The organism is Staphylococcus sp. GDX7P312P, assembly GCF_008385775.1.
Classification (GTDB): domain Bacteria; phylum Bacillota; class Bacilli; order Staphylococcales; family Staphylococcaceae; genus Staphylococcus; species Staphylococcus haemolyticus.
On the sequence record NZ_VUKI01000020.1, the window covers coordinates 80,394 to 102,716 of the forward strand.

The following is a 22,323-nucleotide window of genomic DNA, read 5'->3' on the forward strand; positions in this document are numbered from 1 at the left end:
TAAGTAGAGCAAATGAAGGTGACTAAATGATTGAATTTAAAAACGTAACAAAACGTTATGGGAATAATGTGGCAGTTGATGATGTAAGTTTCAAAATAAATGAGGGTGAGTTTTTTGTAATCATAGGTCCATCAGGGTGTGGTAAAACAACTACTTTGAAAATGATTAATAGACTTATTCCGTTAAGTGAAGGCTATATTTATTTTAAAGATAAACCAATAAGTGATTATCCTGTTTATGAAATGAGATGGGATATTGGATATGTGTTGCAACAAATCGCACTTTTCCCTCATATGACCATTAAAGAGAATATTGCACAGGTTCCACAGATGAAAAAATGGAAAGATAAAGATATAGATCAACGTGTTGACGAATTACTTGAAATGGTTGGTTTAGAACCTGAAAAATATCGAGATCGTAAACCAGATGAATTATCAGGTGGTCAAAGACAGAGGGTTGGTGTAGTAAGAGCATTAGCTGTAGATCCACCAGTTATATTGATGGATGAACCTTTTAGTGCACTGGATCCAATCAGTCGCGAAAAACTACAAGATGATTTAATAGAATTACAAACTAAAATCAAAAAGACAATTGTATTTGTAACGCATGATATTCAAGAAGCAATGAAGCTAGGTGATCGAATATGTTTACTTAACAATGGACATGTTGAACAAATAGATACACCACAAGCATTCCGTAATCAACCTAAAAATAAATTTGTAGAAGAGTTTATGGGCAGCCATTTAGAACAAGATAAAGAAAGCTTACAGTTGAAAGATCTTAATATTACTTCACCACTCACAGAAAAAGAAACACAACATGATTATCCGGAAATCAATAGTGATGTGCAATTACGTTCAGTTTATTCTACATTAGCCCAACATGAAGCGGTTATTGTTAATGATGTATCAACCTCTACGCAATCACTCTTAAAACGTGAAGATATCTTTAAATATTTATCTGAGATAGACCATGATAAGGAGGTTAAAGTATGAGCGAACTATTTAGCACACTCAATGATCGTAAAGGCGAAGTACTTACGACCATCTTGGAACATATCCAAATTTCATTTATTGCACTGCTAATCGCAATTTTAATCGCCGTGCCATTAGGGATTGCTTTAACAAAGACGAAGCGGTTATCTGAAGTCGTTATGAACATAGCTGCTATATTACAAACCATTCCGTCATTGGCATTATTAGGGTTAATGATTCCAATATTTGGTATTGGTCGCGTGCCAGCAATTATTGCATTGGTTGTGTATGCACTGTTGCCAATTTTGAGAAATACATATACAGGCATTAAAGAAGTTGATCCGTCTCTTATTGAAGCAGCTAAAGGTATTGGTATGAAACCGATACGTCGTTTGATTAAAGTAGAATTGCCAATAGCGATGCCAGTGATGATGGCCGGTATTCGTACTGCTATGGTTTTAATTATCGGTACAGCAACTTTAGCCGCATTAATTGGTGCTGGTGGACTAGGGGATTTAATTTTACTAGGTATTGACCGTAACAATACGTCTCTAATCCTTATCGGAGCGATTCCTGCTGCACTACTCGCAATTATGTTTGATTTAATACTACGTTATATGGAGAAATTATCTTATAAGAAACTACTAATCACTGTAGGTGCAATGATTCTTATTATACTATTAGTCATTGTTGTACCACTTTTCGGTAAAAAAGGTGACACAATTACGCTTGCAGGTAAATTAGGTTCAGAACCTTCAATTATTACGAATATGTACAAAATTTTAATTGAGGATGAAACGGATAATACAGTTGATGTTAAAGATGGTATGGGTAAAACATCATTCCTATTTAATGCATTAAAATCAGACGACATCGATGGATATTTAGAATTTACAGGGACAGTTTTAGGTGAATTAACTAAAGAAGATTTAAAATCTAAAAAAGAAGATGCAGTATATCAACAAGCTAAACAAAGTCTAGAGAAGAAATATGACATGACGATGTTAAAGCCAATGAAATATAATAATACGTATGCTTTAGCGGTGAAGAAAGACTTTGCTAAAGAAAATAATATTAAAACAATCGGTGATTTACAAAAGGTTGAAGATAAAATTAAACCAGGATTCACTATGGAATTTAATGATCGACCTGATGGTTATAAAGCTGTGTCGAAAGCTTATGGTCTCAACTTATCTAATGTTAAAAAAATGGAGCCTAAATTACGCTATACTGCAGTAGAAAAAGGTGACATTAATTTAATTGACGCTTATTCAACAGATGCAGAATTAAAACAATATGATATGGTAGTCTTAAAAGATGATAAACACGTATTCCCACCATATCAAGGTGCACCAATGTTTAAAGAAAAATTCTTAAAACAACATCCAGAAATTAAAAAACCGCTCAACAAATTAGAGGGTAAAATTTCAGATGAAGAGATGCAAGAAATGAATTACAAAGTGACCGTGAAAAATGAAGATCCGTATAATGTTGCGAAACATTATCTTGAAAAAGAAGGTTTAGTAAAATAAATAGTCACGTGAAAATGTTGGAACAAGACAACGAATTAATTATGAGTTCGTTGTTTTGTTCTTTTTTTAAAGCGCAAAATTTGTAAATACAATTGTAATCTGAATTATTTTTAATTACACTATTCTATAAATACACAAAAAGCGTGTATGGTTTTTAGGGGGGAGAATATGAATACTAGAAATTATTCGAGACAAGAAATTGTTGAGAGTGTACCTCAAAAGGGATTTTTTGGACATCCCAAAGGTTTAAGTACACTATTCTTTACTGAATTTTGGGAGCGATTCAGTTACTATGGTATGAAAGCGATTCTAGCTTATTATCTGTACTATTCAGTTAGTAAAGGTGGCTTCGGCTTACCACAGGGTACAGCGTTACAAATCGTATCATTATATGGTGCACTCATCTATATGTCTGGAACCATCGGGGGTTGGATAGCAGACAGAATCATTGGTACAAGACATGCATTATTTTATGGCGGCATATTAATTATGTTTGGTCACATCATGTTAACGATACCAGGTAGTTTAACAGTAGTAATGATAGCACTATTACTTCTTATTATTGGTACAGGTTTATTGAAACCTAATATTTCAACTACAGTTGGTGAATTATATGACCATAATGATAGACGTTTAGATGCTGCTTTTACTATTTTCTATATGGGTATCAATTTAGGGAGTTTTCTATCACCATTTGCAACAGGTTACTTACAAACAAGATTAGGGTTCCACTTTGGTTTTGCGGTAGCAGCAATAGGGATGTTCATCGGATTAGTCACTTATTTTATTACAAATAAAAAGAATCTAGGATTGGCTGGTTTAAGCGTTCCTAACCCACTTAGAAAAGAAGAAATCAAAAGATTATCAATTATTACCGGCATTGTCGTAATATTTTTTGCAATTATCCTACTTATCTTGCAATTTATTGGAAAATTGAGTTTATCTAGTTTCAGTGTCATTGTAACGATTGTAGGTATCGTGTTACCAATTTGTATTTTTGTTTATATGTTATCAAGTAATAAGACGCACAAAGAAGAGCGTTCTAGAATTTATAGTTACATACCGTTGTTTATTACGTCTGTTGCATTTTGGATGATTCAAGAACAAGGTTCGACCGTTTTGGCTAACTTTGCAGACCAGAAGACAGAACTTAGCTTAGCTAAATTGACTAATGGTGCGTTAGATTTCCACATACCAGCAGCTTGGTTCCAGTCTGTCAATCCAGTATTTATTATTATGTTAGCACCTGTCTTTGCTAGTTTATGGACTAAATTAGGCAGACATAATCCAAGTACAGTATATAAATTTGCATTGGGTGCCATCTTTGCAGGTTTATCATATCTAGTCATGATTATACCTTTAAATAGTGATGCGCATTTGATTCACCCTATATGGTTAGTGTTAAGTTTCTTCTTAATCACGTTAGGTGAATTATGTATCTCACCAGTAGGGTTATCTGTAACATCTAAACTAGCACCTGCAAAGTTCTCTGCACAAATGATGGCATTGTGGATGCTCAGTAACGCCACTGCACAAAGTCTCAATAGCCAAATCGTTGTATTATTTAAGATTATTAGTGAGAAAGAGTTCTTCTTATACTCAGGATTGTTTACACTGCTTATTGGTGTTATCTTAGTAGCTATTTCTCCAATGGTTAAGAGAGCGATGAATGGTGTACATTAAGTTAATATAAATTTTTACTAGTCAATGACTTGTAATTTAACAATGTTAGAGGATCAGGTTTATAATTGAATAAACATTTTTAATTTTTTGAAAAAGGAGTGGTTGGCAATGAAACAACAATTAAATCAATTAGCAGCGTATCAACCAGGATTATCACCACAAGCACTTAAAGAGAAGCACGGTATAGAAGGCGAATTATATAAACTTGCTTCAAATGAAAATTTATACGGTCCTTCTCCAAAAGCAAAGCAAGCAGTTCAAGCACATTTGGATGAGTTATTTTATTATCCTGAGACTGGCTCACCTTCATTACGTAAGGCAATTAGTGAACATTTGAACGTGGATCCTTCTCGAATTCTATTTGGTGCGGGGTTAGACGAAGTTATCTTGATGATTTCAAGAGCAGTGCTAACGCCAGGAGATAAAATAGTTACAAGTGAAGGCACATTTGGACAATATTATCATAATGCGATTGTAGAGTCAGCTGAAGTTGTTCAAGTACCTTTACTAAATGGTGGGTTTGATTTAGAGAATATTATTAAAGAGGTCGATGAAGAGACTGCTTTAGTGTGGCTATGTAATCCGAATAATCCGACTGGAACCTATTTTAATCATGATGAATTGGAACACTTTTTAGAACGCGTACCTAGTCATGTGCCTGTATTGATTGATGAAGCTTACTTTGAATTTGTGACAGCAGAAGATTACCCAGATACCTTGAAATTGCAAGAACGCTTTGATAATGCATTCTTGTTAAGAACATTTTCTAAGGCATATGGATTAGCTGGGTTGCGTGTAGGGTATGTCGTAGCTACAAATGAAGCTATTGAAAAGTGGAATATCATTCGACCACCATTCAATGTCACTCGTATTTCAGAATACGCAGCGATTGCAGCATTAGAAGATCAAGCTTATTTGAAAGATATTACAGCTAAAAATGCAAAAGAACGTGAAAAATTCTTTGAGATACCACAAAGTGAACATTTCTTACCTAGTCAGACGAACTTTGTATTTGTAGCAACTGAAAAAGCACAAGAATTATATGAAGCGTTACTAAAAGTGGGTTGTATCACACGTCCGTTTCCAACGGGCGTTCGTATTACAATCGGGTTCCCAGAACAAAATGACAGAATGATTGAAGTATTAAAACATTTTGATTATTAAGTTGGTCAAATACGTAAGCTCTTTAACTTACAATGATTAGTTGAGTTTTAGAAGTACATCATAAGTTGATTATGCAAGGGGGGCTACAATTGATTCTAAATGTCTTGTAGCACTCCCTTTTAAATTTTTGCTATACTTTAAAAGTATATAGGTGATGATTAAGGGAGAGATAGTATGTCTAGAAAATCTATAGCAATAGATATGGATGAAGTATTAGCAGACACGTTAGGTGCAATTATTGAAGCGGTTAACGTAAAAACGGAATTAGGAATTACAGTTGAGTCTTTAAATGGACAAAAGCTTAAAAATGTAATACCAGAGCATGATGGTTTAGTTCGTGATATTTTAAGAGCGCCAGGCTTCTTTAGAAATTTAACTGTTATGCCTCATGCACAAGAAGTCGTTAAGAAATTGACTGAGCAATATGATGTTTACATTGCTACTGCAGCTATGGATGTTCCAACTTCATTTCATGATAAATATGAGTGGTTACTTGAATTCTTTCCATTTTTAGATCCGCAGCAATTTGTCTTCTGTGGTCGTAAAAATGTAGTGAAAACAGATTATTTAATAGATGATAATCCGCGTCAATTACAAATATTTGAGGGTGAACCAATCATTTTTACTGCGTCTCACAATTTAAGTGAAGAACGTTTTAAACGTGTTAACGGTTGGAAAGATGTAGAAGCATTCTTTCTAGGGGAGTAGTTAAAATAAGCGATTAAGGTATGATAATCCAATCATTAACCTTAATCGCTTTTATATTAGTATAATAAATTCTTATTGTTCAGCATTCTCTGGAAAAGTTAGAATCTGAAGTGCTTTTGGTAGAACTTCAATTGTAATTGGCGTTTCAAGACTAATTTCACCGTCAATATCTACTTTCATAACTGGATCCGTCGATAATGTAATATGTTTGCCGGCTATGTGATCAATTCCGTTTGTAATTTCATTCCAATCCATACTATCGCGTTTTTTGAACACATCATTGAGAATAGTAAAACTTTGTTTATCAAAAATAAAACTATTCACTTTACCATCTTGAGGTGATAAATCCATAAGTGGTATTCTACTGCCACCGATATTAGGACCGTTAGCAACGACTAGCATAGAGGTATTACCATTATGTTCTTTATCATCTACAGTTAATGTATAATCAAAATCTTCTGGATTCATTAATGTTTTAACAGTTGAACCAACATAGCTTAATTTACCGAAGATATCTTTACGACCTTCTTGCACGTTTTCCGCGTTTTGAACTATAAGTCCTAATCCCACAAAGTTAAGCACATAAGTGCCATTCACTTTCATAACATCATATGATTCCAAGTGAGACGTTTTAAGTTGTTCACTAGCTTTACTAAAGTTAGGGTTCAAGTTTAATGTTTTAGTGAAATCATTAAATGTACCTCCAGGAATAATTCCAATAGGTACATTTAGGTCATTTGCCAAAACACCATTAACTAATTCATTAACTGTACCATCGCCACCTAGTATAAAAACCATATCAACATCACTACTATATTCTTGATTTTTAATTCTTTCACAATACTTAATAATGTCGCCTTCATTTTCACTTAGTTGAATTGATAGGTGTTTGCACATAGTAGTAAGTGATTTAGTTACTTCTCCTAAACCTTCATATATATCTTTGAGACCACTATGTTCATGGTAAAAAAGAACACCATGATTAAATTTTTGACCCATACGTATGCCTACTTTCATTTATTTACTCTGATTTAACATTTATTTACCCGAAATGTTATTTGCTTAATTATAATTTGAGTAAAACAAGTGCTTAAGTATTTATCATTACATTTTTTTAGTTGATATACAAAGAAAATGACAAGATAGAGGGAGCGAGGCAGAAAAAATATTTTTTCAAAATTTATTTCGTTGCCTCGCCCCGGCAAGGTTGACTAGAATTAAAAAAAGCAAGTTACAATTGCATTTTTAATTCAGTCAACTACTGCCAATATATATATTTGTAGCCTGAGACATTGAATTATGTCCCAGGCTCAAGCTCTTGTCAATGTCTCAATAAAGATAGAATTATAAAAAACCCCTTCATAGTTTATAAAAATACTATGAAGGGGCTCAAGTTAACTACTTGTCTTAATTAAATTATATCTTTTAACAACACAAAGGTGATTAATGAATACCTTTCATTGCTTTTGAAATTTTAGGAGTGAAAGCTAAGATGATTACTGTAATTACTATAGCAACGCTTCCTAAGAAGATGAAATAATTCGTTTGCCCTAAAGGCTTGATTAATTTAACTAATGTACCATTAAGTGCTTGTGCAGATGCGTTTGTTAATAACCAAACACTCATCATTTGAGCATTAAATGCTTTCGGTGCTAATTTAACAGCCGCACTATTACCAGTAGGTGATAAACATAATTCACCAACCACACATACAACGTATGATAGGATAACCCAGTTTACTGAGAAGTGTGTATCACCATAACTCATACCGATAAGTCCCATTAAAATGTATGAAGCACCAGCTAATAGCGTACCTATTCCAAATTTTACTGGAAGGCTTGGTTGTTTTTTACCCATTTTCAACCAAATTGCAGATACGATTGGTGCGAATAAAAGAATAAATAATGGGTTAATTGATTGGAACCATGCTTCACCGAAATCTGTTGTCCAACCGAATAAATTCATTTTCATATCAGAACGTTCTAAACCATAAATGTTTAATACGTTTGATCCTTGTTCTTGTATTGCCCAGAATAACATTCCTAAAATAAATAACGGAATGAATGCTTTAACACGAGAACGTTCTACATCTGTAACATCTTTACTGCGAATCATAGTAGTGAAGTAAATGATTGGTAAAGCTATACCAAGTACTAGAACCGTATTACTAATAAGATTGAATGATAAAGTGTTTGTGAAATATGTAACTAATAGTACAATCGCAATGACTGCTACAATGATACCTACGATTAATCCATATTTTTTCTTTTCTTCAGAAGATAGTGGGTTGGTTGGATTCATACCAACAGAACCTAAATTCTTTTTATTGAAAATCATATACCATACTAAACCTAATGCCATACCAATCGCTGCAATTAAGAAACCACCGTGATAGTTTTTCACGTCTAGGAAATGTTGCAGAATGATAGGTGAGATAAGCGCACCTAGGTTAACTGACATATAGAATATAACGAAACCGGCATCCATACGAGTATCATTCTCAGGATATAATCGTCCAACGATGTTTGAAATATTTGGTTTCATTAAGCCTGAACCAATAATGATAAAGAACATTGATGCAAATAAACCGAACATTGCGAATGGTAAACTTAGACAAATATGTCCGATGATAATGAGTACTGCGCCAATCAAGGTTGCCCCTCTAGTACCGAATAGTCTATCTGCGACCCATGCACCAGGAATTGAAGACATGTAAATTAATGCGCCATAAACTGACATGATAGACATGGCAGTAGTTTGATCAATTCCTAAACCACCATTTTTAATTTGATCATACATGTAGAAAATAAGCATGGCACGCATGCCGTAATAACTAAATCTTTCCCAAAATTCTACAAAGAATAGTACTCCTAAACCACTTGGGTGTCCGAAGAACCCTCGCTGAGGTATTGTTTGAACAGCTTGTTCATGGGAATTGTTTGTTGCCATATGTATCCCAATCCTTTCTTTCTTTATAGACTGAAATTTAAAATCAAAAATATGATAAGTAAAATTGATTAATTTCTTAAAAATAGAAATTTTTAGAAATTTCAGTCAATGAGTTGATGATTTAAAATCGAATGAGAATAAGTTGCTTTATTTAGATCATCTTACTCTTTTGGAATTTTAAATGATAATAATAAAATACGCTTTAATTCACTAATAGGCAATAGTAAATTTAAATAAAATCTCACAAATAATGAAAAAATCCACTAAATTGTTTGACAATTTAGTGGTTAAGTTAATCTTTTATCTGTTATCTATTTTTTCTGGATATAAATCATGATTCATTAATCGGTGTTCAGCCATCTTCTCATATTTAGAATTTGGGCGTCCATAATTAGTGTATGGATCTATTGAAATACCACCTCGTGGAGTGAATTTGCCCCAAACTTCAATATAATGTGGATCCATTAAGTCAATCAAGTCATTCATAATGATATTCATACAATCCTCATGGAAATCCCCATGATTTCTAAAGCTAAATAAGTACAATTTCAATGACTTAGATTCTACCATTTTAATATTTGGAATGTACGAAATATAAATCGTTGCGAAATCTGGTTGACCTGTAATTGGGCAAAGAGATGTAAATTCAGGACAATTGAATTTTACGAAGTAATCGCGTCCTTGATGTTTATTATCAAATGTTTCCAAAACTTCTGGTGTATAGTCAAATTCATATTTATTATTTTGATTACCTAATAAGGTAATATCTTGTAGTTCTTCTTTTTGACGTCCTTGAGTCAATTGAATCACTCCTTAGTGTTAGATTGTTGTTTAGTTATAGCGGTTTGTCGTCGTGCCTTTTCGAACATATAATAGCTTGCACCAATAATAATGACATAACCGATAAGGGCATAGAAATCAGGTGTTTCACCGAATAAAATAAATCCGAATATAGCCGTGAAAATGATTGAAGCATACGTAAAGATAGAAATATCTTTTGCAGGTGCAAAACTATAGGCTAGTGTAATACCGATTTGACCAACTGCAGCAGAAAGACCTGCCCCTAAAAGATAAACCATTTGTATTGTCGTCATTGGCTCATAAGTTGCGATTGAAAACGGTATTAAAACGACAACTGAAAATAATGAAAAATAAAAAACTATAGTATATGGTGCTTCTCTGGTACTTAATGCACGAACACATGTGTATGCAGAGGCAGCAAAGATACCTGAAAATAATCCAGCTAAAGAAGTAATCATTGTTGAAGAAAACTCTGGTTTAACGATAAATAACATACCTAAGATTGCTACAATCATAGCAATGATTTGATATTTTCGAACTTTCTCATTAAGAAAAATTAAACTGAGTAAAATCGTCCAAAAAGGGTTGAGTTTCATCAGTGTATCCGCATCGCTTAATACCATATGATCTATAGCGTATATATTTAATAAGACACCTATAAGGCCTAGTGTAGATCGAGAAATTAGAAGGGGTTGGCTACTTAATTTCCCAAACATAGGTTGTTTATATTTAAATATGAAGAATAATGGTATGAACATTGCAACAAAATTTCGAGCTAGGGATTTTTGAAATACAGGTAAATCTCCGGCGAGTCTAAAAAAGACTGACATAAAACTAAAACCGACAGCTGAAATTAAAATTGCAATTATACCTTTAACTTTTGGATTCAAGGTTAATCGCCTCATTTGTAAAAAATTACCGTATATATAGTAGCATAATTCAAATGCTAATGCATGAATACTTGAAAATAATACCAAGATGTATTATTATTTAAATACGAACAAACGTTCTGTTCATATTAAAAACACGTTAAATACTATTTTTTTACAAATGTTATATTCGTGTTTTTGAAGCAAATTATAATTAACATTTGAATAATTGCGCAAAATATATTGATAATTTAAATGATTGGACTTCAAGAATGCCGACAATTCAATAGTTTATTTAGCTGCTAAAAATGCAACTAAAACACATCAAATATTCAAAAATAAATATTTGCGTCAATTTAAGTTTGGTCTGATGCACATTCAGACGTTTTTCCGAACTTTTGTCACGAAATAGTTACTTTTAATTAAGAGAGCAATTCTGTATAATGAAACACAGAATATAGTATTGAATTTTAAAACGAACCACAACATGTTGTGGTTGTATAAAAAGTTTGTGTTATACAAATTATTCATTTTAAAGGCAATTTCACACTGATTTTAAGTTGAAATTCCCAATTTAATACTATTAATACGAACGAGCATATAGATGAAATAGTCTCGAAATTTTAGTCTGAACACTACATGTAGTGGCTAGAAATGCAAGTCACTTCTTTTAGTATATTAATCATCAGCTAGTTGACATCCAATTAAATGTCTAAAATATGTCGTATTTATTGTCTAGCAAGTTTTCTTATCTATTAAGAGAACTTCTTTTTAATTAATATTATGGACTGACGAAAGAAGGCGTTCCAATGAAAGTAGTTTATTTTTCTTTTTCAGGTAATGTAAGAAGATTTATTAAACGAAGTGAAATTTCAGATGTAATGGAAATTACTAAGGATAATTGTACAGATCCATTTGAAGAACCTTATATTTTAGTTACGGGAACAATTGGATTTGGTGAAGTGCCTAAAGAAGTACAATCGTTTTTAGAAGTTAATCATCATAATTTACACGCTGTTGCGGCAAGTGGTAACCGTAACTGGGGACAAAACTTTGCGAAAGCGGGTAGAACAATTTCCGAAAAATACCATGTACCTTTATTAATGAAATTTGAAGTACAAGGTTCTAATAAAGATGTTATTGAATTTAAAAATAAGGTGGGGCATTTCAATGAAAATTATGAACGAGAAAAAGTACAATCATATTGAACTAAATAATGAAGTTACGAAACGTAAAGACAATGGTTTCTTTAACTTGGAGAAAGATCAAGAAGCATTAGCGGTTTATCTAGAAGAAATCCATGACAAAACAATTTATTTTGACAGTGAGATTGAACGTTTACACTATCTAGTAGATAATAATTTTTATTTTAATGTCTTTGACAAATATAGCGAAGAAGATTTAGTTGAAATCACTGAATTCGCCAAATCTATCAACTTTGAATTTGCAAGCTATATGTCTGCTAGTAAGTTTTATAAAGATTATGCGCTAAAAACTAATGATAAATCACAATATCTAGAGGATTATAATCAACATGTCGCAATCGTTGCACTATATTTAGCGGATGGTAATAAGCAGCAAGCGAAACAATTTATCTTAGCAATGGTCGAACAACGTTATCAACCTGCAACACCAACTTTCTTGAATGCTGGTCGCGCACGTCGCGGTGAATTAGTATCATGTTTCCTACTAGAGGTAGATGATAGCTTGAACTCTATCAATTTCATTGATTCTACTGCCAAGCAATTAAGTAAAATTGGTGGTGGTGTAGCAATAAATCTTTCTAAATTACGTGCTCGTGGTGAAGCCATCAAAGGTATTAAAGGTGTAGCCAAAGGTGTGCTACCAGTTGCCAAAGCATTAGAAGGCGGATTTAGCTATGCTGATCAACTAGGCCAACGTCCAGGTGCAGGTGCAGTATATTTGAATATCTTCCATTATGATGTAGAAGAGTTCTTAGACACTAAAAAGGTAAATGCTGATGAAGACTTACGTTTATCAACAATTTCAACTGGTCTTATAGTGCCATCTAAATTCTTTGATTTAGCAAAAGAAGGCAAAGATTTCTATATGTTTGCACCACATACGGTTAAACAAGAATATGGTGTAACATTAGATGATATTGATTTAGAAAAATACTATGACGACATGGTTGCAAACCCAAATATCGTTAAGAAGAAAAAAGACGCAAGAGAAATGTTGAATATGATTGCGCAAACACAATTACAATCAGGTTACCCATACTTAATGTTTAAAGATAATGCTAACAAAGTACATGCCAATTCAAATATTGGTCAAATTAAAATGAGTAATTTATGTACAGAAATCTTCCAATTACAAGAGACATCAGTGATTAATGATTATGGTATCGAAGACGAAATTAAACGCGACATATCATGTAACTTAGGTTCATTAAACATTGTAAATGTGATGGAAACAGGTAAAATTAAAGATTCTGTTCATACAGGTATGGATGCATTAACAGTAGTTAGTGATGAAGCAAATATTCAAAATGCACCAGGCGTGAGAAAAGCTAACAGTGAGTTACACTCTGTCGGTCTAGGCGTAATGAACTTACACGGCTATTTAGCTAAAAATAAAATAGGATATGAATCAGAGGAAGCTAAAGACTTTGCAAATACTTTCTTCATGATGATGAACTATTATTCAATAGAACGTTCAATGGAAATTGCGAAAGAACGTGGGGAAGTATACCAAGACTTTGAACAATCAGATTATGCTAGTGGTAAATACTTTGAGTTTTATACTTCTCAAGAATTTGAACCTAAATTTGAGAAAGTGAAACGACTATTTGATCATATTGATATTCCAACTGCTAAAGATTGGAAAGCATTACAAGAACAAGTTCAACAACATGGTTTATATCACGCATATAGACTTGCAATTGCACCTACACAAAGTATTTCATATGTACAAAATGCAACAAGTTCAGTTATGCCAATTGTTGATCAAATTGAACGTCGTACTTATGGTAATGCTGAAACATTTTATCCAATGCCATTCTTGTCTCCTGAAACAATGTGGTATTATAAATCAGCATTCAATACTGACCAAATGAAATTAATAGATTTAATCGCTACGATTCAAACACACGTGGACCAAGGTATTTCAACAATTTTATATGTGAATTCTGAAATTTCAACACGTGAATTATCAAGATTATATGTTTATGCTCACCATAAAGGGCTTAAATCGCTATATTATACTCGTAACAAATTATTGAGTGTAGAAGAATGTACAAGCTGTGCTATCTAATTTAAGAAACTTAAGATAACAAATTTTGAAAAGGAGGAAGGTTGTAGAGTCAAAACTTAAAAATGACTCTCAACTTATCCTCTAAACGAATGAGATTTGCTTTTTAGTAATTAAGGAGGATTTATAAATGAAGGCCGTCAATTGGAATACCCAAGAAGATATGACGAATATGTTTTGGCGTCAAAATATTTCTCAAATGTGGGTAGAAACAGAATTTAAAGTATCAAAAGATATTGCAAGTTGGAAGACACTAACTGAAGACGAGAAGAATACATTTAAACGTGCGTTAGCAGGATTAACAGGATTGGATACACATCAAGCAGATGATGGTATGCCGTTAATTATGTTACACACAACAGACTTACGTAAAAAAGCAGTGTATTCATTTATGGCAATGATGGAACAAATTCATGCGAAAAGTTATTCACATATATTTACAACTTTACTTCCATCTAGTGAAACAAACTATTTACTAGATACTTGGGTAATAGAAGAGCCTCATTTAAAATATAAATCTGATAAAATTATTGAAAACTATCACAAATTGTGGGGCAAAGAAGCCTCTATATATGATCAATATATTGCAAGGGTATCAAGTGTATTTTTAGAAACCTTCTTATTCTACTCTGGTTTCTATTATCCTTTATATTTAGCTGGACAAGGTAAAATGACTACTTCTGGTGAAATCATTAGAAAGATTTTACTAGACGAATCAATCCATGGTGTGTTTACAGGATTAGATGCTCAAAGTTTACGTAACGAACTATCTGAAAATGAAAAACAAAAAGCAGATAAAGAGATGTATAAATTATTAGAAGATTTATACGCTAATGAAGTATCTTATACACATATGTTGTACGATGATATCGGCTTAAGTGAAGATGTATTGAACTATGTCCAATACAATGGAAACAAAGCATTGTCTAACTTAGGTTTTGAACCATACTTTGAAGAAAAAGAATTTAATCCTATCATTGAAAATGCATTAGATACTACAACTAAAAACCATGATTTCTTCTCAGTTAAAGGTGACGGATACACATTGGCATTAAATGTAGAAGCCTTACAAGACGAAGATTTCATTTTTGATAATTAATTATCAAAGGCTAACATTAATAAGCCACTAGATTCAGTGTTGTTGATAACAACTACGAATTTAGTGGCTTATTTTTGTATGAAAAAGAGTACATCGTATTTGAACAAAAATAAATATTTACTTATGTATAAAAATACTATTGAAATTCACGTCTGTAATCTTTAATATTAATATTGACGACAATGATAATCATTATCGTTGATAACAATTATCATTTCGATACATATAGCAAGATGAGGAGAATTATTAGTGAAGTTTTTATTTAAGGGTTATGTTTTACTTATTTTATTAGTTTGTTTAACTATAGTCTCCTTGTTTGTTGGAGTGAGTCAGCTCTCTCTTTCAGATATTTTCCACTTAAGTGAAGAGCAACAAAATATTTTGTTCTCAAGTCGTATTCCACGGACGGTTAGTATCCTACTTTCAGGTAGTTCACTCGCGTTAGCAGGATTAATTATGCAACAGATGATGCAAAATAAATTTGTAAGTCCGACTACGGCAGGAACAATGGAGTGGGCCAAGTTAGGTATTTTGATTTCGCTTATCTTTTTTCCGAAAGGTCACATCCTAATCAAGTTGCTATTTTCAGTAGGATTGAGTTTAGCAGGGACATATTTATTTGTGAAGTTAATTAATTTGATTCGTGTTAAAGAAGTTATCTTCGTACCATTATTAGGAATTATGATCGGTGGTATTGTATCTAGCTTTACTACTTTTATTGCGTTAAGAACCAATGCATTACAAAGTATTGGCAACTGGATGAATGGTAACTTTGCAATTATCACAAGCGGACGTTATGAAGTGCTTTATCTTGTAGTTCCATTACTCATTATCGCTTTTATTTTTGCGAATCATTTTACGATTGCTGGTATGGGGAAAGACTTTAGTCATAATTTGGGTGTAAGTTATGAAAAAATTATAAACATTGCATTATTTATTACAGCAGCATTGACGGCTTTAGTTGTTGTTACTGTAGGTACTTTGCCATTTTTAGGTCTCATTGTACCTAATATTATTTCAATGTATAGAGGGGACCATCTTAAAAATGCACTTCCACATACGTTGATGTTAGGATCAATATTTGTATTATTCGCTGATATCATCGGTAGATTAATCGTTTATCCTTATGAAATTAATATAGGATTAACGATAGGTGTATTTGGGACAGTGATATTCCTAATCTTACTAATGAAAGGTAGAAAGCATTATGCAAATTAGTTCTAACAAGAAAATCATCATATTAATTATTGCGACAATTTGCATGGCAGCATTTTACTTATTAGTAGGTTTAGACTTTGAAATTTTTCAATATCAATTTCAGAGTCGATTAAGAAAATTAATACTTATACTCATTGTTGGTGGTGCTATAGGGGCATCAGTTGTTATATTTCAAGCGATTACAACGAATCGATTATTAACACCATCAATCATGGGTCTCGACTCCGTTTATCTATTTGTAAAAGTGTTGCCAGTTTTTTTAGTCGGTACACAAGCTGCAGTGGTTACAAATGTGTATTTAAACTTTTTTGTGACGTTAATTGCGATGGTCTTATTTTCATTATTGCTTTTTGAAGGCATGTTTAAATTAGGACATTTCTCAGTGTATTTCATTTTACTTGTAGGAGTCATCTTAGGAACATTCTTCCGAAGCATTACTAGCTTTATTCAGTTAATCATGGATCCTGAGTCATTCTTAGCGGTTCAAAGTGCCATGTTTGCGAGTTTCGAAGCATCAAACTCACGATTGGTATTAGTATCTACATGTTTATTGCTTGTCTTAATTATTATTACCGTGATAATGCGTCCATATTTAGATGTACTACTACTTGGAAGAGCACAAGCAATAAATTTAGGTGTTTCTTACGAGACAATGACGCGCTTGCTACTCATATTAGTGGCACTATTAGTTTCTATTTCCACTGCTTTAGTTGGTCCTGTTACATTTTTAGGATTACTAACTGTAAATTTAGCCCATGAATTAATGAAGACATATGAACATAAATATATATTGCCAGCGACGATATTAATTAGTTGGATTAGTTTATTTATGGCGCAATGGGTCGTTGAGAATTTATTTGAAGCGACAACAGAGTTTAGCTTAATCATTGATTTAATCGGTGGAAGTTACTTCATTTACTTACTTGTCAAAAGGAGAAGTGCAAATTGATTGAAATTAAAAATTTAGACAAAGCTATACAGAATAAGCCAATTTTAAAAAATATTAACGTCGACATTCAAAAAGGTAGACTAACATCGCTTATAGGACCTAATGGCGCCGGTAAAAGTACTTTACTGTCTGCTGTTAGTCGTCTGTTTGAGTATGAAAAGGGAACAATTAAGATTGAAGGTAAAGCTGTCGTAGATTATAAAAATGATGATTTAGCTAAAAAATTAAGTATTTTAAAACAAACAAATCATACAGAAATGAATATAACAGTTGAGCAATTAGTTAATTTTGGTCGATTTCCATATTCAAAAGGTCGTATGAAGAAAGAAGATTATGAACAAGTTGAATATGCTCTAGACTTATTGCAACTCCAGAATATTCGTCATCGAAATATAAAAACGTTATCTGGTGGTCAAAGACAACGTGCTTATATTGCAATGACAATTGCTCAAGATACAGATTATATATTATTAGATGAACCGTTAAACAACCTAGATATGAAACATTCTGTACAGATTATGCAGACGTTACGCCGCCTCTGCAAAGACTTAAATAAAACGATTGTCATTGTTCTACACGATATAAATTTTGCTTCATGCTATTCAGATGACATCATTGCACTAAAAAATGGTGAAATTGTCAAAGCAGATACAAAAGATAACGTTATACAAGCTGAGATTTTAAAACAATTATACGAGATGGATGTTCATATCGAAGAAATTAGAGGACAACGAATTTGTTTGTATTACGATGAAGACACTTTTGACTCACTTTTATAATTAAATAATTTAACCTCATATTTCAAAGGGGTGATGCTATTCGAAGACGTAGACAAGAGAGAAGTCCAATTGATGCGCAGCATAAAGGTTAAATATTTTTAGAGGAGTCGTACATATGAAAAAAACAGTCTTATTTTTAGTATTATCTTTAGTATTAGTTTTATCAGCTTGTAGTAATGGATCAAGTAGTAACGATTCGGGTTCTAAGAGTGACAGCAAAGATTCAAAAGAAACTGTGAAAATTAAAAATAATTTCGAAGCTTCAGGTAAAGAACGAGATGGTAGTGACGCTAAGAAGGTAAGCAACACTGTTGAAGTTCCTAAAAATCCTAAAAATGCAGTAGTCTTAGATTATGGTGCTTTAGATGTACTTAAAGAATTAGGTGTGGCTGATAAAGTAAAAGGCTTACCAAAAGGTGAAAACAACGAATCATTACCTGATTTCTTAAAAGAATTTAAAGATGATAAATATGTTAACACTGGAAATCTTAAAGAAGTTAATTTCGACAAAGTAGCTGCTGCTAAACCAGAAGTTATATTTATCTCAGGTAGAACGGCAAATCAGAAGAATTTAGATGAATTCAAAAAAGCTGCACCAGACGCTAAAATCGTTTACGTAGGTGCGGATGAGAAAAACTTAGTTAAAGACATGAAGAAAAACACTGAAAACTTAGGTAAAATTTACAACAAAGAAGATAAAGCCAAAGATATTAACGAAGACTTAGATGAAAAAATATCTGAAATGAAAGATGAAACTAAGAAGTTCAATAAAACTGTAATGTATTTATTGGTAAATGAAGGTGAATTATCAACATTTGGTCCTAAAGGTCGATTTGGTGGTTTAGTATTTGATACTTTAGGCTTTAAACCAGCAGATGAGAATGTTAGCAATAGTCCACATGGTCAAAATGTAAATAATGAATATATTAGCAAGCATAATCCAGATGTTATTTTAGCAATGGACCGTGGTGAAGTTGTAGGCGGAGAATCAACTGCTAAAAAAGTGTTAAGTAATAATGTTATTAAAGACGTTAAAGCAGTTAAAAATGATAAAGTATATCAATTAGATCCTAAATTATGGTACTTTGCTTCTGGTTCAACTACAACAACTATGAAACAAATTGATGAATTAGAAGAAGTAGTCGATAAATAAATTGATGGTATAAGTTATCAATATCGCCCAGAATAGGGCGATATTTTTTTGAATAAAATTAGTGTTGAAAATTATTTTATAATAAAGTAATATAATTTTAAGTGATATTGATAATCGTTATCACTTAATAATACAACTAGAGGATGTTGCAACGATGAAGAAAATAATTTTGTTTTTAATATTAAGTCTTGCTTTAGTCTTAACAGCGTGTGGTAAAAGCTCTGACGGTAACAATGATACTTCGAAGAAGAATGACAATAAAGACATTGTTCAAATTGAAAATAATTATAAGACAAGAGGCGAGAAAAAAGATAAAAGTGATGCCAAAGAAATTAAAAAAACTGTTGATGTGCCGAAGAATCCAAAACGTGCAATTGTCTTCGATTATGGTGCCGTTGATGTATTAAAAGCGTTTGGCGTTCAAGACCGCATTATTGGATTACCTAAAGGTGAGAAAAATGCTGCGTTACCTGAATTTCTTTCAGAATTCAAAGATGATAAATACATCAATACTGGTAATTTAATACAAATTAATTTTGATAAAATAGCTAAAGCTAAACCAGAGGTCATTTATATTTCTGGAAGAACGGCAACAGTGAAGAATATAGATGAACTTAAAAAAGCTGCACCAGACGCTAAAATCGTTTATGTTGGTGCCAGTGAGAAAAATTATATAAATGATATGAAATCTGTAACAACTAAATTAGGAAAAATTTATGGTAAAGAAGATAAAGCTAAATCATTAATTGAAGAGTTGAATAAAAAAATAGCGGATACAAAAGCGAAAGTTGAAAAATTAGATAAGAAAACAATGTATCTTTTAGTTAACGAAGGTGAATTATCTACATTTGGACCAGGTGGTAGATTTGGAGATTTAATCTACGATACATTAGGATTTAAACCTACAGATAAGCATGTTAAAGCAAGTCCACATGGCCAAAATATTAATAATGAGTATATTACAAGTAAAAATCCAGATATTATTTTAGCAATGGATAGAGGACAAGTTGTAAGTGGCAAATCAAGTGCAAAACAAACGTTATCTAATGATGTAATTAAAGATGTAAATGCAGTTAAAAATGGTAATGTTTATGAATTAGATCCTAAACTATGGTACTTTAGCGCTGGTTCAACTTCAACAACAATCAAACAAATTGATGAATTAAATCAAATCTTGAAAAAATTAAAATAATAAAAACGCAAAGCATAAAGGCTTAGTAACAATCTTTCAATCGTTACTAAGCCTTTATTATAATTCAAAATATAAATGATAGTGGAATTTACAACGACTATTAAAATGTGCTTGGCATTTAGGACATAGCTCTGTCATCATATAATCTTGAATAGACATTTCATGTTTACATACACCACACATAATTGCCTTTTCATCAAATTCTTGTTCTGACCATCTTTTGATAGGATGTGTTTCGTGTTCTTCGTGACATTGATAACACGGATAATATTTATTGCAGCATTTGAATTTTATTGCTATAACATCTAAAAAAGTATGGTAATGTGTGCATCGTGTTTCATTGTCTACAAGTGAGCCATAAACCTTTGGCATCATTCATCGTCTCCCATCAACATATATAGTTGCTATTCTTCAGGATGCTCTCCAATAATACGAACTTCACGATGAAGTTCGACATCGAATTTTTCTTTCACTACTTTTTGTACGTGATGAATTAAATCTTCATAATCAGTAGCTGTTCCATTATCTACATTAACCATGAATCCTGCATGTTTTTTAGAAACTTCTACGCCACCAACACGATAACCTTGTAAATCTGAATCTTGTATTAATTTTCCTGCAAAATGACCGGGTGGTCTTTGGAACACACTACCACATGATGGGTATTCTAGTGGTTGTTTAGACTCACGGCGTTCAGTTAAGTCATCCATCTTCGCTTGAATTTCGTCTAATTTTCCTGGTTCAAGTGTAAAAGCAGCTTCAAGTACAACTAAATGTTGCTTTTGTACAATACTATTTCTGTAATCTAATTCTAATTCTTTATTGGTAAATTGAATTAAATCACCTTCTTCATTAACACAAAGCGCGTAGTCGATACAATCTTTGATTTCACCACCATATGCGCCAGCATTCATGTAAACAGCTCCTCCAACAGAACCTGGAATGCCACAAGCAAATTCTAAACCTGTTAACACATGGTCTCTAGCAGCACGTGAAACATCTATAATTGCAGCACCGCTTCCAGCAATAATAGCATCATCAGAAACATTAATATGCTTTAATGATAATAAGCTAATAACAATACCACGAATGCCGCCTTCACGAATAATAATGTTTGACCCATTTCCGAGGTATGTGACCGGGATATCTTTTTCTTTAGCGTATCTTACAATAGCTTGTACATCCTCATTTTTAGTGGGAGATAAATAAAAGTCTGCATTTCCACCTGTCTCGGTGTATGTATATCGTTTTAAAGGTTCATTCACTTTGATAATATCTTCAGGTATTAAGGATTTTAAATCTTGTAAGATGTCTTCTTGCTTTAACATAAGTACATCCTTTCTTCTCTTCTATAATCTAATTTTTATTATAGCAATTTTATAGATGATTTGCGAAAACGACAACAGAATTCAAAGTTTTACAACTTTTGAAATATATCTTCAAAGTATTTCTGTTTTTGATTTTCATATGGTCTTATATAATTAACATGTTGGACAATAGAAGTCTTTTTTTCTGAAAAGTGACGTGCTATAACTGATTGTGTTGCAAGTGCTTTGTCTACTTCAACATACTGTTTAAATAAGGGTGTGTCCATTTGAATGATGTGTAAGCGAATGGTTTGTCTCAAATCAATCATATTATTAAACTTAGCCATCATAACTTTCTTCTTATAGGGATGATGGAGACGGTAAAAGCCTAAATAATTTAATCGTTTCTCATCTAGAGCTGTGATATCATGTAAATTATTTACACCAACTAAAACATCTAAAATGGGCTCTGTTGCATAATTAAAATGACTTGTACCTCCAATATGTTGCGTGAACTTTACAGGAGAATCTAGCAAGTTGAATAATGATGTTTTAGTTGTTTGATATAATGTGTCATATTCAGATTGAGTGTCGTCATGAATAAAAGGTTGAACGGTTGAGTACATTCGTATCTCCTTTAAATTATAAGTTTTGACAAATTCTGAAATACTAT

20 protein-coding genes are annotated in these 22,323 nt (G+C 32.4%); 13 read left to right on the forward strand and 7 right to left on the reverse strand.

Annotated features, from left to right (window positions below; all coding sequences use genetic code 11):
• Positions 1-26: 26 nt before the first annotated feature.
• The 5 genes from F1592_RS05950 (at position 27) to F1592_RS05970 (ending at position 6,061) form a co-directional block, all read left to right on the forward strand.
• On the forward strand, positions 27-995 hold the full coding sequence (locus F1592_RS05950) for an ABC transporter ATP-binding protein (protein ID WP_149809651.1): 969 nt from the start codon (positions 27-29) through the stop codon (positions 993-995).
• Positions 992-2,506 (forward strand): ABC transporter permease/substrate-binding protein, encoded by a 1,515-nt coding sequence (locus tag F1592_RS05955; RefSeq protein WP_149809650.1) that lies wholly within the window; start codon positions 992-994, stop codon positions 2,504-2,506. Before F1592_RS05950 ends, F1592_RS05955 begins: the two co-directional genes overlap by 4 nt.
• A gap of 168 nt (positions 2,507-2,674) precedes the next feature.
• A complete protein-coding gene (locus F1592_RS05960) occupies positions 2,675-4,189 on the forward strand; it encodes a peptide MFS transporter (protein ID WP_053017733.1) in 1,515 nt (504 codons plus the stop codon).
• Between the two features lie 108 nt (positions 4,190-4,297).
• Complete coding sequence (gene hisC / locus F1592_RS05965) at positions 4,298-5,353, forward strand: histidinol-phosphate transaminase (RefSeq protein WP_037536396.1); 1,056 nt, start codon at positions 4,298-4,300, stop codon at positions 5,351-5,353.
• A gap of 174 nt (positions 5,354-5,527) precedes the next feature.
• Positions 5,528-6,061 carry a 5' nucleotidase, NT5C type gene (locus F1592_RS05970; protein WP_053017740.1) on the forward strand — a complete coding sequence of 178 codons (534 nt, stop codon included), beginning with the start codon at positions 5,528-5,530 and terminating at the stop codon, positions 6,059-6,061.
• 72 nt (positions 6,062-6,133) lie between these two features.
• On the opposite strand, the gene F1592_RS05975 is transcribed toward F1592_RS05970, so the two are convergent.
• The 4 genes from F1592_RS05975 to F1592_RS05990 form a co-directional block, all read right to left on the reverse strand.
• Complete coding sequence (locus F1592_RS05975) at positions 6,134-7,060, reverse strand: diacylglycerol/lipid kinase family protein (protein ID WP_149809660.1); 927 nt, start codon at positions 7,058-7,060, stop codon at positions 6,134-6,136.
• A gap of 444 nt (positions 7,061-7,504) precedes the next feature.
• Complete coding sequence (locus F1592_RS05980) at positions 7,505-9,010, reverse strand: S-Cys-Gly-3M3SH uptake peptide MFS transporter (RefSeq protein WP_053017742.1); 1,506 nt, start codon at positions 9,008-9,010, stop codon at positions 7,505-7,507.
• Positions 9,011-9,310: 300 nt separating this feature from the next.
• On the reverse strand, positions 9,311-9,811 hold the full coding sequence (queF, locus tag F1592_RS05985; protein WP_011276427.1) for a preQ(1) synthase: 501 nt from the start codon (positions 9,809-9,811) through the stop codon (positions 9,311-9,313).
• A gap of 5 nt (positions 9,812-9,816) precedes the next feature.
• The gene (locus tag F1592_RS05990; RefSeq protein WP_011276426.1) at positions 9,817-10,701 is read right to left on the reverse strand and encodes a DMT family transporter; all 885 of its coding nucleotides are present in this window, start codon (positions 10,699-10,701) and stop codon (positions 9,817-9,819) included.
• Between the two features lie 788 nt (positions 10,702-11,489).
• On the opposite strand from F1592_RS05990, the gene nrdI reads away from it, so the two are divergent.
• The 8 genes from nrdI to F1592_RS06030 all read left to right on the forward strand — a co-directional run bounded on the left by nrdI (position 11,490) and on the right by F1592_RS06030 (position 20,343).
• Positions 11,490-11,888, forward strand: coding sequence for a class Ib ribonucleoside-diphosphate reductase assembly flavoprotein NrdI (gene nrdI, locus F1592_RS05995; RefSeq protein ID WP_037536384.1), 399 nt, complete (start codon positions 11,490-11,492; stop codon positions 11,886-11,888).
• Positions 11,851-13,956 carry a class 1b ribonucleoside-diphosphate reductase subunit alpha gene (gene nrdE / locus F1592_RS06000; RefSeq protein WP_011276424.1) on the forward strand — a complete coding sequence of 702 codons (2,106 nt, stop codon included), beginning with the start codon at positions 11,851-11,853 and terminating at the stop codon, positions 13,954-13,956. The genes nrdI and nrdE overlap by 38 nt, the downstream gene beginning before the upstream one ends.
• A 127-nt stretch (positions 13,957-14,083) precedes the next feature.
• Positions 14,084-15,052, forward strand: coding sequence for a class 1b ribonucleoside-diphosphate reductase subunit beta (nrdF, locus tag F1592_RS06005; RefSeq protein ID WP_011276423.1), 969 nt, complete (start codon positions 14,084-14,086; stop codon positions 15,050-15,052).
• Between the two features lie 249 nt (positions 15,053-15,301).
• Positions 15,302-16,270 carry an ABC transporter permease gene (locus F1592_RS06010; protein ID WP_011276422.1) on the forward strand — a complete coding sequence of 323 codons (969 nt, stop codon included), beginning with the start codon at positions 15,302-15,304 and terminating at the stop codon, positions 16,268-16,270.
• Complete coding sequence (locus F1592_RS06015; protein WP_037536382.1) at positions 16,260-17,219, forward strand: iron chelate uptake ABC transporter family permease subunit; 960 nt, start codon at positions 16,260-16,262, stop codon at positions 17,217-17,219. Before F1592_RS06010 ends, F1592_RS06015 begins: the two co-directional genes overlap by 11 nt.
• Complete coding sequence (locus F1592_RS06020; RefSeq protein WP_053017746.1) at positions 17,216-17,998, forward strand: iron ABC transporter ATP-binding protein; 783 nt, start codon at positions 17,216-17,218, stop codon at positions 17,996-17,998. The genes F1592_RS06015 and F1592_RS06020 overlap by 4 nt, the downstream gene beginning before the upstream one ends.
• 115 nt (positions 17,999-18,113) lie before the next feature.
• Positions 18,114-19,151: a ferrated catecholamine ABC transporter substrate-binding lipoprotein SstD gene (locus F1592_RS06025; RefSeq protein ID WP_053017748.1), complete on the forward strand. Its 1,038-nt coding sequence runs from the start codon at positions 18,114-18,116 to the stop codon at positions 19,149-19,151.
• Positions 19,152-19,305: 154 nt separating this feature from the next.
• Positions 19,306-20,343, forward strand: a complete 1,038-nt coding sequence (locus tag F1592_RS06030) for a ferrated catecholamine ABC transporter substrate-binding lipoprotein SstD (protein WP_053017750.1) — start codon at positions 19,306-19,308, stop codon at positions 20,341-20,343.
• 57 nt (positions 20,344-20,400) lie between these two features.
• On the opposite strand, the gene F1592_RS06035 is transcribed toward F1592_RS06030, so the two are convergent.
• The 3 genes from F1592_RS06035 to F1592_RS06045 all read right to left on the reverse strand — a co-directional run bounded on the left by F1592_RS06035 (position 20,401) and on the right by F1592_RS06045 (position 22,276).
• Complete coding sequence (locus tag F1592_RS06035; protein ID WP_029376644.1) at positions 20,401-20,715, reverse strand: CHY zinc finger protein; 315 nt, start codon at positions 20,713-20,715, stop codon at positions 20,401-20,403.
• 32 nt (positions 20,716-20,747) lie between these two features.
• Positions 20,748-21,671, reverse strand: coding sequence for a UDP-N-acetylmuramate dehydrogenase (gene murB, locus F1592_RS06040; protein ID WP_037536374.1), 924 nt, complete (start codon positions 21,669-21,671; stop codon positions 20,748-20,750).
• Between the two features lie 89 nt (positions 21,672-21,760).
• Entirely contained in the window at positions 21,761-22,276 is a 516-nt protein-coding gene (locus tag F1592_RS06045; RefSeq protein ID WP_053017781.1) for a GrpB family protein, read from the reverse strand.
• Between the last annotated feature and the right edge of the window lie 47 nt (positions 22,277-22,323).